The following is a 16,810-nucleotide window of genomic DNA, read 5'->3' as shown; positions in this document are numbered from 1 at the left end:
TAATCGGAAACTGATATGGCTGAACCTCGTTTTATACATCTGCGCGTACACAGCGACTATTCGATGGTCGATGGCCTGGCGAAAACTAAGCCATTGGTCAAGAAGGCGGCTGCGCTGGGTATGCCGGCGATTGCGATTACCGATTACATCAACCTTTGCGGGTTGGTGCGTTTTTACGGCAGTGCGCACGATGCAGGCATCAAACCGATTATTGGTGCGGATTTCCACGTCGCCAGCGAGTTGATGGGCGATGAGCTGACACAACTCACGGTCCTTGCCGCCAACAACACCGGTTATCAGAACCTTACGTTGTTAATTTCGCGTGCCTATCAGCGTGGATATGGCATTGCCGGACCGATTATTGACCGTGACTGGCTGGTCGAACTGGGTGAAGGCATCATTCTGCTCTCCGGTGGACGCAAGGGCGATGTTGGCCGCAGTCTACTGCGCGGCAACAGTGCGCTTGTGTCGCAGTGCCTCAGTTTCTATCAGGAACATTTCCCCAATCGTTATTACCTCGAGCTGACACGTACCGGACGCGCCGATGAAGAGGCTTATCTGCATGCCGCCGTTGAGTTAGCGATTGCCGAAGGTGTGCCGGTGGTGGCCACCAACGAAGTCTGTTTCCTCAACGAAGAAGATTTTGACGCCCATGAAATTCGCGTGGCGATTCATGATGGCTTCACGCTGGACGATCCAAAACGCCCACGTCATTACAGTCCTCAGCAATATATGCGCAGCGAAGAGGAGATGTGCGAGCTGTTCTCGGACATCCCGGAAGCGCTGGAAAACAGCGTAGAGATTGCTAAGCGTTGTAACGTCACGGTACGCCTGGGTGAATACTTCCTGCCGCAATTCCCCACCGGGGAAATGACGACTGAAGATTTCCTCGTCATGAAGTCTCGTGAAGGGCTGGAAGAGCGTCTGGAATTCCTGTTCCCGGATGACAAGGTGCGTGCAGAGAAGCGGCCAGAATATGATGAACGTCTTGAGATTGAACTCAACGTTATCAATCAGATGGGCTTCCCTGGCTACTTCCTGATCGTGATGGAGTTTATCCAGTGGTCGAAGGATAACGGTATCCCGGTTGGGCCGGGCCGTGGCTCGGGTGCTGGTTCTCTGGTCGCGTATGCGCTGAAAATCACTGACCTCGACCCGCTGGAATTTGACCTGCTGTTCGAACGTTTCCTTAACCCGGAACGTGTCTCCATGCCCGACTTCGACGTCGATTTCTGCATGGAAAAGCGCGATCAGGTGATCGATCACGTTGCCGAGATGTATGGGCGCGAAGCGGTTTCGCAAATCATCACCTTCGGTACCATGGCGGCGAAAGCGGTTATCCGCGACGTAGGACGTGTGCTGGGGCATCCGTATGGCTTTGTGGATCGCATCTCCAAATTGATCCCGCCGGATCCCGGCATGACGCTGGAAAAAGCCTTTGAAGCGGAACCGCAGCTGCCGGAAATCTACGAGGCAGATGAAGAGGTCAAAGCGCTAATCGATATGGCGCGCAAGCTGGAAGGTGTCACACGTAACGCCGGTAAACACGCCGGTGGGGTGGTTATCGCACCGACCAAAATCACTGATTTTGCGCCGCTTTACTGTGATGAGAATGGCCAATTCCCGGTAACCCAGTTTGATAAAAATGATGTGGAATACGCCGGCCTGGTGAAGTTTGACTTCCTCGGCTTGCGCACGCTGACCATCATTGACTGGGCGCTGAAGATGATTAACCCGCGCCGCGCCAAAGAAGGGTTGGAGCCGATTGATATCGCCGCCATCCCGCTGGATGACAAGAAAAGCTTCGATATGCTGCAACGCTCGGAAACCACAGCGGTTTTCCAGCTTGAATCACGCGGCATGAAAGATCTGATCAAGCGTCTGAAGCCGGACTGCTTTGAAGATATGATTGCACTGGTGGCACTGTTCCGCCCGGGACCGCTGCAATCGGGCATGGTTGATAACTTCATTGACCGTAAGCACGGCCGTGAAGAAATTTCGTACCCGGATATTCAGTGGCAGCACGAAACCCTGAAGCCGGTACTGGAACCCACCTACGGCATCATCCTGTATCAGGAACAGGTGATGCAGATCGCTCAGGTGCTGTCGGGTTATACCCTGGGTGGCGCGGATATGCTGCGCCGTGCAATGGGTAAAAAGAAACCCGAAGAGATGGCCAAACAACGTTCGGTGTTCCAGGACGGTGCAGAAAGAATGGGTGTTGACGGTGAACTCTCGATGAAGATCTTCGATCTGGTAGAGAAGTTTGCGGGTTATGGCTTTAACAAGTCGCACTCTGCAGCCTATGCTTTAGTGTCTTACCAGACGCTGTGGCTGAAAGCGCACTACCCGGCAGAATTTATGGCAGCAGTAATGACCGCCGATATGGACAACACCGAGAAGGTCGTTGGCCTGGTGGATGAGTGCTGGCGCATGGGCCTGAAAGTGCTGCCGCCCGATATCAACTCCGGCTTGTATCCGTTCCATGTGAATGATGAAGGCGAAATCGTCTATGGTATCGGCGCCATTAAAGGCGTGGGTGAAGGGCCGATTGAAGCCATCATCGAAGCACGTAACGAAGGCGGCTACTTCAAAGAGCTGTTTGATCTCTGCGCTCGCACCGACACGAAAAAGATTAACCGTCGTGTGATGGAAAAACTGATCATGTCGGGAGCTTTTGATCGCCTCGGTCCGCATCGTGCAGCCTTGATGAGCGCGCTCAGCGATGCATTGAAAGCTGCGGATCAGCACGCAAAAGCGGAAGCGACCGGACAAGCAGATATGTTTGGCGTGCTGGCCGAAGAGCCTGAACAGGTGGAGAAGTCATACACCAACATCACGCCATGGCCGGAACAGATTCAACTGGACGGTGAGCGTGAGACGCTGGGTTTGTATCTCACCGGCCACCCAATTAATCAGTATCTTAAAGAAATTGATCGCTACGTTGGCGGTATGCGCCTGAAGGACATGCATCCGACGGATCGTGGTAAAGTAACCATCGCGGCGGGGCTGGTGATTGCCGCTCGCGTGATGGTCACGAAACGCGGCAACCGAATTGGTATTTGTACTCTCGACGATCGCTCTGGTCGTCTGGAAGTGATGTTATTTACCGATGCGTTAGATAAATACCAGCAGTTGCTGGAGAAAGACCGTATCCTGATCGTCAGTGGACAGGTCAGCTTTGATGACTTTAGCGGTGGCCTTAAAATGACCGCTCGAGAAGTGATGGACATCGACGAAGCGCGGGAAAAATACGCGCGCGGACTTGCTATCTCGCTGACGGACAGGCAAATTGATGACCAGCTTTTAAACCGTCTCCGCCAGTCTCTGGAGCCTCATCGCTCCGGGACCATTCCGGTGCATCTCTATTATCAGAGAGCAGATGCGCGGGCGAAGCTGCGCTTTGGTGCAGCGTGGCGTATTTCGCCCAGCGATCGTTTACTCAACGATTTGCGGTCGTTAGTAGGATCGGAGCAGGTGGAACTGGAGTTTGACTAAAACAGGAACATTATGAGTCTTAATTACCTGGATTTTGAACAGCCAATCGCAGAACTGGAAGCGAAAATCGACTCGCTGAAGTCAATTGGCCGTTCGGATGAGAAACACGATATTAATCTGGATGAAGAAGTGCAGCGTCTGCGCGAAAAAAGCGTTGAGCTGACACGTAAAATCTTCTCCGATTTAGGTGCATGGCAGGTTGCGCAGCTCGCGCGTCACCCGCTGCGCCCTTACACGCTGGACTATGTCCGCAACGCGTTTGATGATTTCGATGAGTTGGCTGGCGACCGCGCTTATGCCGATGACAAAGCGATTGTCGGCGGTATTGCCCGTCTTGATGGTCGTCCGGTGATGGTCATTGGCCATCAGAAAGGCCGTGAAACCAAAGAGAAAATCCGTCGTAACTTCGGTATGCCAGCACCAGAAGGCTATCGTAAAGCGCTGCGACTGATGGAAATGGCTGAACGCTTCAAAATGCCACTGATCACCTTCATCGACACCCCGGGTGCATACCCTGGTGTGGGCGCCGAAGAGCGTGGACAATCAGAAGCCATCGCACGCAACCTGCGTGAAATGTCAGGTCTGAAAATTCCGGTCATTTGTACCGTGATTGGCGAAGGCGGTTCCGGTGGTGCGCTGGCAATTGGCGTGGGCGACAAAGTGAACATGCTGCAGTACAGCACCTACTCGGTGATTTCACCGGAAGGCTGTGCTTCTATTCTGTGGAAAAGCGCTGATAAAGCGCCATTGGCTGCGGAAGCGATGGGCATCACCGCCGATCGCCTGAAAGAGCTGAAGCTGATCGACTCGATCATCCCTGAACCATTGGGCGGCGCGCATCGTCAACCAGTGGATATGGCGGCAAGCTTGAAAAAGCAACTGCTGGCGGATCTGGCCGATCTCGACGTGTTGAGCACGGAAGAGCTGCTTAACCGTCGTTATCAGCGCCTGATGAGCTATGGCTACGCGTAAGCCAGCCTGTGCATGAAGAGAAGCGGACTCCGGTCCGCTTTTTTTATGCCAGCTGATTACCGAGCGAGATCGTTCAAACTGCTATGCATTGGGCAGTAAAGAGAATCTAATCAGCCAAAAAAACCTTTTTATTATCAAGGTGCTCATTCAATCATGAACTCACCTGAATATTGAGTGGGATCAAACAGACGACGATGAATTGGTCAGCCATGACGTTCTAACCGGGCTGAGAAGGCCAGCCCGAAGAGCAAAGCGTCCGGGCCATGGACGGCCCGGCCGATCTGCATGGATGCGTTGTTCCTTTGCGATCGGGCTGGCCTTTTCTGGCCCTCGCACCCAATTAACAGCAATCCCCCCTAAACAACAACACCGCATTCCAGAACATTCACCTCTCACTTTTCGCTATCCTTATTCAGTGCCATAACACCACAGGAGGTGAGCATTGAATATTATCGCGATCATGGGACCGCACGGCGCGTTCTACAAAGATGAACCGATTCGTGAACTGGACGCAGCCCTCAAGCTGCAAGGGTTCCAGACCGTCTATCCCAACAATGCCAGCGACCTGCTGAAACTGATAGAACACAACCCGCGTATCTGCGGCGTGGTTTTTGACTGGGACGATTACAGTCTGGCGCTGTGTAGCGACATCAACCAGCTCAACGAATATCTGCCGCTGTATGCCTTTATTAACACCCATTCGCAGATGGATGTCAGCATTAACGAAATGCGCATGGCGCTGCAATTCTTTGAGTACGCGCTCAATGCCGCTGACGACATCGCATTACACATTCGGCAGTACACCGATGAGTACATCGATAAAATCATGCCGCCGCTCACCAAGGCGCTATTCACCTATGTGAAAGAGGGCAAATACACCTTCTGTACGCCGGGCCACATGGGCGGCACCGCCTTCCAGAAAAGCCCGGTGGGCAGCCTGTTCTATGACTTCTTTGGTGCAAACACGCTCAAGGCGGATGTCTCCATCTCCGTCACCGAACTGGGGTCTCTGCTCGATCACACCGGCCCGCACCTCGAAGCAGAAGAGTATGTGGCGCGTACTTTTGGCGCTGAACAAAGCTATATGGTGACCAATGGCACCTCAACCTCAAACAAAATTGTTGGGATGTACGCTGCACCCGCAGGAAGTACGGTGCTGATTGACCGTAACTGCCACAAATCACTCACCCATTTGCTGATGATGAGCGACATCATCCCGATTTGGCTCAAGCCTACGCGTAATGCGCTGGGCATTCTAGGGGGGATCCCGCAGCGGGAATTCACACGCGACAGCATTCAGCAGAAAGTTAATCAGACACCACGCGCCAGTTGGCCGGTGCATGCCGTCATCACCAACTCCACTTACGATGGCCTGTTGTATAACACCCAGTACATCAAAGAGACGCTGGATGTGCCGTCGATTCATTTCGATTCGGCTTGGGTGCCGTATACCAACTTTCATCCCATCTACAGCGGCAAAAGTGGTATGAGCGGGGAGCGTATTCCCGGCAAAGTGATTTATGAAACGCAGTCAACGCACAAACTGCTGGCGGCGTTTTCGCAGGCCTCGCTGATTCACATCAAAGGTGATTACGACCACGACACCTTTAATGAAGCCTAGATGATGCACACCACCACATCGCCGAGTTACGCGATTGTCTCATCGATCGAAACGGCGGCGGCGATGCTGCGCGGTAATCCGGGAAAGCGATTGATCAATCGCTCAGTTGAGCGCGCTTTGCACTTCCGTCGTGAGATTCAGCGACTGCGTGAAGAGTGCGATGGCTGGTTCTTCGACATCTGGCAGCCTGAGCAGATCGATGAAGCTGAGTGCTGGCCGATCCAGCCAGGCGAAGAGGACTGGCATGGATTCACCCATGCCGATCGTGATCACATGTACCTCGATCCGATCAAAGTCACCATCCTGACACCCGGAATGAGTGAATTGGGGAAAATGGCGGATGAAGGCATTCCGGCGGCGCTGGTGGCGAAGTTCCTCGATCAGCGCGGCGTGGTGGTAGAGAAGACCGGTCCGTACAATTTGCTGTTCCTGTTCAGCATCGGCATCGATAAAACCAAAGCCATGAGCGTGTTGCGTGGTCTGACTGAATTCAAACGCGCCTACGATCTTAATTTGCGGGTGAAAAACATGCTGCCGGATCTCTATGCCGAAGATCCCGATTTCTATCGTAATATGCGCATCCAGACATTGGCGCAGGGCATTCATAATCTGATTCGACAACACGATCTGCAACGCCTGATGCTTAAGGCTTTCGACGTTTTACCTGAATCAAAAATGACGCCGCATCAGGCCTTCCAGCGCCAGGTGCAGGGGCAAGTCGAAACCGTCGATATCCGTGAGTTAGTGGGCCGGGTCTCTGCCAACATGATTCTGCCTTATCCACCGGGCGTGCCGTTGGTGATGCCGGGCGAGATGATCACGGAGGAGAGTCGCGCGGTGCTCGATTTTCTGCTGATGCTCTGCACGATTGGACGGCACTATCCTGGATTTGAAACCGATATCCATGGTGCAACGCTCACCGACGATGGGCGCTATCTGGTGCGCGTGCTCCGTGAGGAAAACAGCCGTTAACTTCGGACAATTGCCTCTTTTCAGCGCGCTACCGAGCACGTAGGCTTAGCGGCTGATTCTTTAGGAGCCGCTATGCTGCAGATAAAACAGATCCACCACATTGCCATTATTGCCACCGATTATCAGCGCAGTAAGGCGTTTTACTGTGACGTGTTAGGTTTTGATTTGCTGGGTGAGTATTACCGCGCCGAGCGTGATTCGTGGAAAGGCGATCTGGGACTGAACGGGGTTTATACCATCGAACTGTTCTCGTTCCCCTCGCCGCCGCCACGCGTCAGTGGGCCGGAAGCCTGCGGTCTGCGTCATCTGGCGTTTTGTGTTGATGATGTTGAACAGTCGATTGCCGCGTTGGCTGCGAAAGGCGTGGTGTGCGAACCCATCCGCATTGATGCCCTGACTGGCAAAGCGTGCACTTTCTTTCCGGATCCAGACGGTTTGCCGCTGGAGCTGTATCAAGCGTAAACTAGCCACCGCTGCGGGCCGCAATCAGGCGGTTCGCGTTGACGGATTACGCTATGTCCTTTTCCCATCTTGCTTCGTTACTGAAACCCGACGCCCGCTGTGTGCTGGCGTTCAGTGGCGGGTTGGATTCCACCGTACTGCTGCATCAGCTGGTGAGTTGGCAACGCCTGATGCCACAGCTGCAGGTGCGCGCGTTGCACGTCCATCATGGATTAAGCCCAAATGCGGAGCGCTGGGCGTCACATTGCCTGCAAATCTGTCAGCAGTGGCAGATTCCCTGCGAAGTGTTGCGCGTTCAGGTGGATGGTCGTGTAAAGGGCATTGAGGCGGCGGCCCGTGAAGCACGCTATCAGGCGTTATTGCAACAGCTGCAACCCGGTGAGCACTTACTTACGGCTCAGCACCTTGACGATCAGTGTGAAACGCTGTTGTTGGCGTTAAAAAGGGGCAGTGGTCCAGCAGGATTGGCGGCGATGCCCATCCAGCGTCAGGTGGGAAAACATTCGCACCTGCGCCCGTTGCTGGATATCAGTCGTCAGCAACTCGAAACCTATGCGACGGAGCACCGCTTACGCTGGATCGAGGATGAAAGTAACGCCGACAGCCGCTATGACCGTAATTTTCTTCGTCAGGACATTCTGCCGTTGCTGCAGACGCGCTGGCCACATTTTAGCGCCGCCAGCGCCCGCAGTGCCGCGTTGTGTGGTGAGCAGGAACAATTGCTGGATGAACTGCTGGCAGAACAGTTGGCCCAGCTCACTGATGAACAGGGCGCACTGCATTTTCCGCCATTGCTGACGATGAGCGAAGCGCGGCGCCATGCGCTTTTGCGTCGCTGGATTGCACAGCAGGGCGGCGCGATGCCTTCACGTGATGCCTTAAAACGTATCACCGATGAAGTGATGTGTAGCCGTGAAGATGCCAATCCCAGCCTGAGTTTTGCTGCCTTTACACTCCGCCGGTATCGACAGCGGCTGTATTGGCTTAACGCGCATGCATCGCTGAGTCAGCACTCGCTAACCTGGCATGATCGTGAACAACTGCTGCGGCTGCCCGAGAATTTAGGCGTATTACAGGCAAACCCGGCGATCGCCACCTTGCGTCATCCCACCGAGGACGAATCGATCAACGTTCGTTTTCAGGCCAGCGGCTATTATCATCTGCTGGGCCGCGCCGGAGGCCGCGAGATAAAAAAATTGTGGCAGGAATTAGGTGTGCCACCCTGGCAGCGGGAGCGTATCCCCTTGATTTACTACAACCAGACGCTGATCTGTGCACCGGGAATCTTTGTCACCCACGAAGGTGCGGCCAGTCATGAGCAAGGCTGGCAAGCGATCTGGTTACAACAACAATAAGATGGAGAGCAATGATGAAACACTGGATGGCGGCAGCATTGCTGGCCGCAGCGTTGCCGGCTTTTGCCGACGGCGATGTGAATGCAGGCGCGCAAAAAGCAGCAACCTGCCTGGCGTGTCATGGTGCGGAAGGGAAAAGTGCTGTGCCGCTTTATCCCAATCTTGCCGGGCAACATGCGCCTTACCTGCTGCACTCCTTGCAGGCATATAAAAAAGGGGAGCGTAGCGGTGGTCAGGCAGAAGTGATGAAAGCGTTTGTGGCAGGATTGAGCGATCAGGATATGGAAGATTTATCGGCGTATTACAGTTCGCTGAAGCCGTAAGCGAGGGGGGCGGGATAGCATTCCCGCCCGAATGTGGTAGTTATTCGTCTTCGCTAACGATGACGGTGCCCAGCTCGGGATGACTGAAGCTGGCGATATGGTCAAGACGCAGTTCGCGGGTTTCACCGGAGAGATCGACCGTCAGGTACTCCACGTTTTTACGTGAGACCATGTCAACGGCTTTCGCCTTAAGCTGATCGCCGTTTTTTAACTCCAAAGACAGCGTCCAGTGTTTGGTGCAGGCGAGCTCGAGGCTATCGTAGTCATCGCAGTTGATGGGTTTGTAGGCTTCATTCGTCAACATAGTCGCTCACCAATAAGTTAGAAGCAGCATAAGCTGCTTGTTCCCTGACAGAAGAGTTTAGCGCAGAATTAGCGGCAATATCGTTGAGTGCGTTTAGCGCGCAACCTATCGCGTCTGGCACATACCCCAGGTCGCCACTGCCGATTTCGGCATACTTCTGGCGAACTAACTCACAATACTTTTGCACATACACCTCCTCAGCAGAGCTTAAATACTCTGGTTGATAAGCGACTATATCACAGGATTTTCATGGAAATCAGCCAGGGGAAGCCGCGATCTGTACAAAGAAAAGTGTAAAAGTGACACACAGCGCTGGCCTTAAGCAGGAAGGCGGCGCACAAAAGGTTAAGTTGATGAACAGGTTATTCCGCGACACAACATCGTTCTTAAAGGCAGGTGACAGATGATCGTGCTGTCGCGTTCAGTTTCACTTGCAGACAACGAGGTCGAGCTCAGTGCCATTCGTGCACAAGGTGCGGGCGGGCAGCATGTGAATAAAACGTCTACTGCTATCCATCTGCGTTTTGATATCCATGCCTCTTCGCTGCCACCGTTCTACAAGGAACGCCTATTGGCTGCGAGCCACCATTTGATTACGACAGAAGGCGTGGTGATCATCAAATCTCAGGAGTATCGCAGCCAGGAAATGAATCGCGAGGCGGCCCTGCAGCGGCTGATCAATCTGATTCGTGAGTTAACCACGATGGAAAAAACCCGGCGGGCGACACGACCCACGCGTGCATCTAAAGAGCGGCGGCTCGAGGGGAAATCACGGCGCAGTAATGTGAAAGCGATGCGGGGAAAAGTGCAATGAAAAACGCCTCCAGCTGGAGGCGTTTTAGTCTTACTTGTTCAGCGCTTTTGCCAGGAACTCGACAATATCGTGTTGTTTGATCATTTGCTTCTCGCTGGATGAACGCGACTTGTACTCGATCTCTTCGTTATCGAGGTTACGGTCACCGATGACGATAGTATGTGGCACGCCAATCAGTTCCATATCAGCGAACATCACGCCTGGGCGCTCTTTGCGGTCATCCAGAATCACATCAATGCCTTTGGCACGCAGCTGGCTGTAAAGCTCTTCAGCCAACTCTTTCACACGGAACGATTTCTGCATGTTCATTGGCAAAATCGCCACTTCGAACGGTGCCAGCGCGGCTGGCCAGATGATGCCGCGTTCGTCATGGTTCTGCTCAATGGCCGCGGCGACAACACGGGTGATACCAATGCCGTAGCAACCCATGGTCATGATCTGGTTGCGGCCCTCTTCACCCTGTACTGCCGCTTTCATTGCGTCAGAGTACTTGGTACCCAGCTGGAAGATGTGACCGACTTCGATACCACGTTTGATTTGCAGCGTGCCTTTGCCATCCGGGCTTGGATCGCCTTCAACCACGTTACGGATATCTTCTACGCGCGCTTCTGGCAGATCGCGCAGCCAGTTGATGCCGGCAAAGTGCTGACCATCAATGTTGGCGCCTGCAGAGAAATCGCTCATCTTGGCAACGGTGCGGTCAGCAATCACAGGCATGCTTAGACCAACCGGGCCGATAGAACCAAAACCTGCGCCAACGGCGGCGCGAATCGCTTCTTCGCTGCCCATCTCCAGCGGAGAGGCAACGATATCCAGATGCTCGGCTTTGATTTCGTTGAGTTCATGATCGCCGCGAACCAACAAGGCAACCAGCGCATGGCCGCTCTCTTCCGCACCTTTCACAATCAGCGTTTTCACGGTTTTTTCTACCGGGATCTGATGTTGCTCAACCAATTCGGCAATCGTTTTGGCATTTGGCGTCGCGAACTGCGTCATCGCCTGAGTCGCAGCCGGACGTTCGCCCGCTGGCGCCAGTGCTTCGGCTTTTTCGATGTTAGCGGCGTAATCGGATTCGCTGGAGAAGATCACATCATCTTCACCGCTCTGCGCCAGCACCTGGAATTCGTGAGAGCCGCTACCGCCAATCGAACCGGTATCCGCTTGCACCGCACGGAAATCCAGCCCCATACGGCTGAAGCTCTGGCTGTAAGCGCGATACATTGCATCATAGGTTTCCTGTAAGGATTCCTGTGAGGTGTGGAAGGAGTATGCATCTTTCATGATGAACTCACGTGAGCGCATCACACCAAAACGAGGGCGCACTTCGTCACGGAATTTGGTCTGGATTTGATACAGATTCAGCGGCAGCTGCTTGTACGAGCTCAGCTCGTTGCGGATCAAATCGGTGACCACTTCTTCGTGAGTTGGACCTAACACGAATGGACGCTCGTGGCGATCTTTAATGCGCAGCAGTTCTGGGCCGTACTGCTCCCAACGGCCGCTCTCTTCCCATAAATCGGCAGGCTGAACCACCGGCATGGAGATCTCAATCGCACCCGCGTTGTTCATCTCTTCGCGTACGATGTTTTCAACTTTTCGCAGCACGCGAACACCGGTCGGCAGCCAGGTATAAAGACCAGAAGCCAGTTTACGGATCATACCGGCGCGCAGCATCAGCTGGTGGCTGATCACTTCCGCATCGGATGGCGTCTCTTTCAGAGTAGAGAGCAGATATTGAGTAGTACGCATTGATTACGATTCCAGTTGTACGGAAGGACACGGACAAAAAATTTTCTGGCGGCTAGTGTACCAGCGAGATCATTCACTCAAAAGCTTGTTTTAGCGTGGATCGAGAGCGATCACTTCTGTGCCGATCTCATCGATACGCCAGCGCACGTTAAAGTCGAGTAGCCAGGCAGCATATTCACGATCTTCCGCTTCACCTTTACGGTAAGCGGGGCGGGGATCCTGCGCTAAAACGTCAGCGATAAAACGTGCCAGATGGGGATAGTTGTTCTGCTGCTGGATTTGGTTTTGCGCCAGAGCAGAGAAACGCACGGGCATGGTGGCATCCGGTGCGCTCTGCGCGAAGCCGGCGCGGGCATCGGGCAGGGCTTCAGCAAACGGCAGGTAGGGTTTGATATCGACTACCGGTGTGCCATCGACTAAATCCAGACTACCGAGTTGCAGAATCACCTGCTGCTTTTCACATCGAATGCCTTTCAATTCGACCAGCGACATGCCGATGGGGTTAGGGCGAAAGGTGGATCGGGTGGCGAAGACTCCCATGCGTGCGTTGCCGCCTAAGCGAGGAGGGCGCACGGTTGGGCGCCAACCGCCTTCCATGGTCTGATGGAAAACAAACAGCACCCAAAGATGGCTGAAGGCTTCAAGCCCGCGCACCGCTTCTGGCTGATTATAAGGCGGCAGGAGATGCAACTCGCCGCCGCCATCCTGAACTAGCCCAGGCTGGCGCGGTACGGCAAATTTTTCTTTCCACGGCGAACGAATGACGCCGATTTGCGCAAAGGCAAAATCACTCATTGATTGGAAACTTTCAGTGCTGAGCCCTGGCAAATCGCCTGACGATAACAGCCCGGCGTGCTGGTGACGATTTCGCATTTATGCAGCAATATCGCGTTCGCTTTCATCCCGGCTGCTTTAATCTGCAGGCGCTTACGCGCGGTATTGATATTCGGTGGCGAATCCTGGCTGCTGCTTTGGCAATCATCGGCAGAGACTTCGCCCAGATCGCGGAACGGATTACTGACCAGATCGGTGGCATCGGTATAAATTTTTACCGGTGCAGGACGTGGAGCAGGCTTACGTTCTGGTTCGCTGGATGATGGTTGCGGGCGGGCGGGAGCACTGCTTATTGGGTGATATTCACGGACACACCCGGTTAGCATCAATGCTAACAAGCAGAGCGGTAAAAAACGCATGGCAACATCCTCAGTAGTAAAAAGTGGCGTTATTGAAACAAGGACGGGATTAAATAACAAGTCAGCAAAAAGAAAGGGCGGCCGAAGCCGCCCTGGATGGCATCAAAGGCGAAAATTACCAGCCTTTAACTGCACCACCGTTGAAGATTTTGTTCGCGGCTTCAGAAACTTCATCAGACTGATATGCCTGAACAAATTTCTTCACGTTTTCCGCATCTTTATTATCTTCACGGCTAACGATCAGGTTCACGTAAGGAGAATCTTTATCTTCGACAAAGATGCCATCTTTCGCAGGTGTCAGGCCAATCTGGCTGGCGTAAGTGGTGTTAATCACCGCCAGCGCAATCTGCTGATCGTCCAGTGAACGTGGAAGCTGTGGCGCTTCCAGCTCAACAATCTTCAGGTTTTTAGGGTTCTCAACAATATCCAGAGAGGTTGGCAGCAGGCCCACGCCATCTTTCAGTTTGATCAGGCCGACTTTCTGCAGCAGCAGCAGTGAACGACCGAGGTTGGTTGGATCGTTAGGAATCGCAACCTGTGCACCGTTTTGCAGTTCATCCAATGATTTGATTTTCTTTGAATAGCCAGCAATCGGATAAACGAAGGTGTTACCCACTGGCACAAGCTTATAGCCACGGTCTTTGATCTGCTGATCCAGATAAGGCTTATGCTGGAAGGCGTTAACATCGATATCGCCTTTGCTTAATGCTTCGTTCGGCAGCACGTAATCGTTAAAGGTCACCAGCTCAACATCCAGACCGTATTTCTCTTTAGCGACCTTCACTGCGGTTTCAGCAACCTGCTGCTCAGCACCGACAATCACACCCACTTTGATGTGGTTTGGGTCTTTAGCTTTCTGATCGCATCCTGCCAGCGCAATTGCGCCAATCAGAGCACCCACAGCGGCAATCTTCTTAAATGTGAAAGACATATCCCTTCCTTAATAGAGGACTATTGATGTTGTTTACTTATTTATGTGACACAGCACGGACAATGCGGTCGCCACAGAATTGAATGAGATACACCAGAACAACCAGCAAAATCAGCACAGTATTCATCACAGTGGCGTTATAACCAATGTAACCATACTGATAGCCAATCTGACCCAAGCCACCTGCGCCGACCGCGCCACCCATGGCGGAATAGCCGACCAGCGTAATCAGAGTAATTGTAGCGGCATTCACCAGACCAGGCAGGGCTTCTGGCAGCAGCACTTTACGTACGATCTGCAGGGGAGTCGCGCCCATCGCGCGTGAGGCTTCGATTAAACCGGTTGGCAACTCTAACAGCGCATTCTCGACCATGCGCGCAATGAAAGGTGCGGCGCCGACTGTCAGTGGCACGATTGCAGCCTGCAAACCAATGGAGGTGCCGACAATCATGCGCGTGAAAGGAATCATCCACACCAGTAATATAATGAAGGGGATTGAACGGAAGATATTCACCACCGCTGAGAGCACGCGATAGAGTGTGCCATTGGCCAGAATTTGCCCTGGGCGAGTGACATACAGCAGCACGCCGACGGGCAGGCCGAGTACAAAACCAAAGAAACCAGAGACGAAGGTCATCATCAGCGTTTCCCAGACGCCACGCGTCAGTAACCACAGCATCGCTTCAGACATAACCCAGTACCTCTACTTTCACATGATTTTCTTTCAGCCAGGCAATCGCTGCCTGTGTGTCTGTTTCACTGCCATCCATCTCGGCCAGCATGATGCCGAACTTCACGCCGCCGGCATAATCCATCTGGGCACTGATGATGTTGTTATTCACATTGAAGCGACGAGCAGCTTCTGACAGCAGCGGCGCATCTACTGATTTGCCGGTGAACTCCAGACGCAACAGCGGGACGCTTTCAGCTGTGGCTTGCGGTGTCATACGTTGCTGGTAATCGTCTGGGATATCCAGATGCAGCGTCGATTGAATGAATTGCTGAGCCAGTGGCGTTTTAGGATGTGAGAACACTTCACTGACGCTGTCTTTCTCAATCAGTTCGCCATTACTGATAACAGCAACCTGATCGCAGATGCGTTTCACCACATCCATCTCATGAGTGATCAGCAGAATAGTGATCCCCAGACGGCGGTTGATGTCTTTCAGTAACTCTAAAATGGAACGCGTGGTTGCTGGGTCGAGGGCGCTGGTGGCTTCGTCGCACAGCAAAACTTTTGGATTCGTGGCCAGCGCACGCGCAATCGCCACACGCTGTTTTTGTCCACCCGAAAGATTCGCAGGCCAGCTGTCGTGCTTGTCCGCCAGTCCAACTAACTCCAGCAGTTCAGTTACGCGGTTTTTAATCTGCTCACGTGACAGGTCGCCCAATTCAAGCGGCAGCGCAACGTTACCGGCTACGGTACGTGAGTTCATTAGATTGAAGTGCTGGAAAATCATGCCAATCTGACGGCGTGTCAGCGTCAGTTTTGAGGAGGAGAGGGCAGTCAAATCCTGACCATCAACCAGAACGCGTCCTGATGTTGGACGCTCAAGCAAGTTAACGCAGCGGATCAGCGTACTTTTACCGGCACCGGAAGAACCGATGACGCCATAAATCTGTCCAGCAGGCACATGCAGGCTGACGTTGGAAAGCGCCTGAATGGTGCGTGAACCTTGCTGGAACACTTTGGTAATGTTTTCGAGTTTAATCATTAGTTTAATAGTTATCGTGTTGCGTTATCCGTGGTGTATCGGGTTTCACGCGATTGCGCTGCGTGAAATTTGGATGGATGTTAAGGCATCCAGACGGCTAAATCAATCGAAGTCATTCAATCTGCCATTCTCTCTATATATGCAATCATGCGATACTGTGCGGCATTATTTGCAGCAGGAGTTTCTACGTGTCGAATAAAGTCCCCGCTATTTTCCTGGATCGTGATGGCACCCTGAATGTCGATCATGGTTATGTTCACGAAATCGATAATTTTGAATTCATCGATGGCACCATTGAAGCGTTACAGGTGCTAAAGAAGATGGGCTTCGCGCTGGTACTGGTGACCAACCAGTCCGGTATTGCGCGCGGCATGTTTACCGAAGACCAGTTTATGCAGCTCACCGAATGGATGGATTGGTCGCTGGCGGATCGTGATGTCGATCTTGATGGCATCTATTTCTGTCCTCATCTGCCAGATGCAACTGTAGAAGAGTATCGCCAGGTATGTGATTGCCGTAAGCCGCAGCCGGGTATGCTGCTCTCTGCGCAGAAGCATCTGAACATCGATATGACTGCTTCTTATATGGTAGGTGACAAAATAGAAGATATGCAGGCAGCTGCAGCAGCAGGTGTGGGCACGAAAGTGCTGGTGCGTACTGGTAAGCCGGTCACCGCTGAAGGCGAAAATGCAGCAGATTGGGTGCTTAACAGCCTGTCAGAGCTGCCTGGACGCATTAAAAAGGGCTGATTTAGGCGGTTTTGTGCAATTTTCAAGCGAACGAATAAAAACTTGAAAATTGCCCTTGCGCTTCCTCAGAACCTGCCTATAATGCGCCACCACTGAGACGGCAAAGCGGCAACGCAGACGGCTCAGCAGGGAGTGAAGAAATTCATCCCGCC

The 16,810-nt window shown here is 53.1% G+C and carries 16 protein-coding genes and 1 pseudogene; 8 read left to right on the top strand and 9 right to left on the bottom strand.

Annotation, left to right across the window (positions count from 1 at the left end):
* Positions 1–15: 15 nt before the first annotated feature.
* The 6 genes and pseudogenes from dnaE to JK231_RS17100 all read left to right on the top strand — a co-directional run bounded on the left by dnaE (position 16) and on the right by JK231_RS17100 (position 9,203).
* Positions 16–3,498: a DNA polymerase III subunit alpha gene (gene dnaE, locus JK231_RS17125; protein ID WP_097118391.1), complete on the top strand. Its 3,483-nt coding sequence runs from the start codon at positions 16–18 to the stop codon at positions 3,496–3,498.
* 12 nt (positions 3,499–3,510) lie between these two features.
* Positions 3,511–4,470 (top strand): acetyl-CoA carboxylase carboxyl transferase subunit alpha, encoded by a 960-nt coding sequence (gene accA, locus JK231_RS17120; RefSeq protein ID WP_034829454.1) that lies wholly within the window; start codon positions 3,511–3,513, stop codon positions 4,468–4,470.
* A 442-nt stretch (positions 4,471–4,912) separates the two neighbouring features.
* A pseudogene (locus JK231_RS17115) lies at positions 4,913–7,063 on the top strand (lysine decarboxylase LdcC).
* A 72-nt stretch (positions 7,064–7,135) separates the two neighbouring features.
* Positions 7,136–7,525 carry a VOC family protein gene (locus JK231_RS17110; protein ID WP_058962058.1) on the top strand — a complete coding sequence of 130 codons (390 nt, stop codon included), beginning with the start codon at positions 7,136–7,138 and terminating at the stop codon, positions 7,523–7,525.
* Between the two features lie 53 nt (positions 7,526–7,578).
* A complete protein-coding gene (gene tilS / locus JK231_RS17105; RefSeq protein WP_182057906.1) occupies positions 7,579–8,880 on the top strand; it encodes a tRNA lysidine(34) synthetase TilS in 1,302 nt (433 codons plus the stop codon).
* 14 nt (positions 8,881–8,894) lie between these two features.
* Entirely contained in the window at positions 8,895–9,203 is a 309-nt protein-coding gene (locus tag JK231_RS17100) for a cytochrome c (RefSeq protein WP_034829444.1), read from the top strand.
* A gap of 40 nt (positions 9,204–9,243) precedes the next feature.
* Here JK231_RS17100 and rof read toward each other — a convergent pair whose 3' ends face one another.
* Entirely contained in the window at positions 9,244–9,507 is a 264-nt protein-coding gene (gene rof / locus JK231_RS17095; protein WP_038648888.1) for a Rho-binding antiterminator, read from the bottom strand.
* On the bottom strand, positions 9,494–9,694 hold the full coding sequence (locus JK231_RS17090; RefSeq protein WP_211729112.1) for a YaeP family protein: 201 nt from the start codon (positions 9,692–9,694) through the stop codon (positions 9,494–9,496). The genes rof and JK231_RS17090 overlap by 14 nt, the downstream gene beginning before the upstream one ends.
* A gap of 216 nt (positions 9,695–9,910) precedes the next feature.
* On the opposite strand from JK231_RS17090, the gene arfB reads away from it, so the two are divergent.
* The gene (gene arfB, locus JK231_RS17085; protein WP_097118394.1) at positions 9,911–10,321 is read left to right on the top strand and encodes an alternative ribosome rescue aminoacyl-tRNA hydrolase ArfB; all 411 of its coding nucleotides are present in this window, start codon (positions 9,911–9,913) and stop codon (positions 10,319–10,321) included.
* 30 nt (positions 10,322–10,351) lie between these two features.
* Here the strand turns inward: arfB and proS are convergent, their stop codons facing one another.
* From proS to metN, 6 genes are all read right to left on the bottom strand, one after another.
* Positions 10,352–12,070, bottom strand: coding sequence for a proline--tRNA ligase (gene proS / locus JK231_RS17080; RefSeq protein ID WP_097118395.1), 1,719 nt, complete (start codon positions 12,068–12,070; stop codon positions 10,352–10,354).
* Positions 12,071–12,160: 90 nt separating this feature from the next.
* Positions 12,161–12,865 carry a tRNA (N6-threonylcarbamoyladenosine(37)-N6)-methyltransferase TrmO gene (tsaA, locus tag JK231_RS17075; protein ID WP_097118396.1) on the bottom strand — a complete coding sequence of 235 codons (705 nt, stop codon included), beginning with the start codon at positions 12,863–12,865 and terminating at the stop codon, positions 12,161–12,163.
* Positions 12,862–13,263 carry an Rcs stress response system protein RcsF gene (gene rcsF / locus JK231_RS17070; protein WP_058962053.1) on the bottom strand — a complete coding sequence of 134 codons (402 nt, stop codon included), beginning with the start codon at positions 13,261–13,263 and terminating at the stop codon, positions 12,862–12,864. Before rcsF ends, tsaA begins: the two co-directional genes overlap by 4 nt.
* A gap of 115 nt (positions 13,264–13,378) precedes the next feature.
* Positions 13,379–14,194, bottom strand: a complete 816-nt coding sequence (locus tag JK231_RS17065; RefSeq protein WP_034829430.1) for a MetQ/NlpA family lipoprotein — start codon at positions 14,192–14,194, stop codon at positions 13,379–13,381.
* 37 nt (positions 14,195–14,231) lie between these two features.
* Positions 14,232–14,885: a methionine ABC transporter permease MetI gene (locus JK231_RS17060; protein WP_034829428.1), complete on the bottom strand. Its 654-nt coding sequence runs from the start codon at positions 14,883–14,885 to the stop codon at positions 14,232–14,234.
* Positions 14,878–15,909 (bottom strand): methionine ABC transporter ATP-binding protein MetN, encoded by a 1,032-nt coding sequence (gene metN / locus JK231_RS17055; RefSeq protein ID WP_097118397.1) that lies wholly within the window; start codon positions 15,907–15,909, stop codon positions 14,878–14,880. Before metN ends, JK231_RS17060 begins: the two co-directional genes overlap by 8 nt.
* A gap of 188 nt (positions 15,910–16,097) precedes the next feature.
* On the opposite strand from metN, the gene gmhB reads away from it, so the two are divergent.
* On the top strand, positions 16,098–16,658 hold the full coding sequence (gmhB, locus tag JK231_RS17050) for a D-glycero-beta-D-manno-heptose 1,7-bisphosphate 7-phosphatase (RefSeq protein ID WP_097118398.1): 561 nt from the start codon (positions 16,098–16,100) through the stop codon (positions 16,656–16,658).
* Here the strand turns inward: gmhB and JK231_RS17045 are convergent.
* Positions 16,626–16,810 (bottom strand): hypothetical protein (locus JK231_RS17045; RefSeq protein ID WP_211729111.1); only part of this gene is annotated, 185 nt, incomplete at its 5' end. The genes gmhB and JK231_RS17045 overlap by 33 nt on opposite strands.

Source organism: Pantoea sp. JGM49 (genome assembly GCF_018257655.1).
Lineage (GTDB): Bacteria > Pseudomonadota > Gammaproteobacteria > Enterobacterales > Enterobacteriaceae > Pantoea > Pantoea communis.
This window is presented reverse-complemented; position numbering and strand designations above follow the sequence as displayed.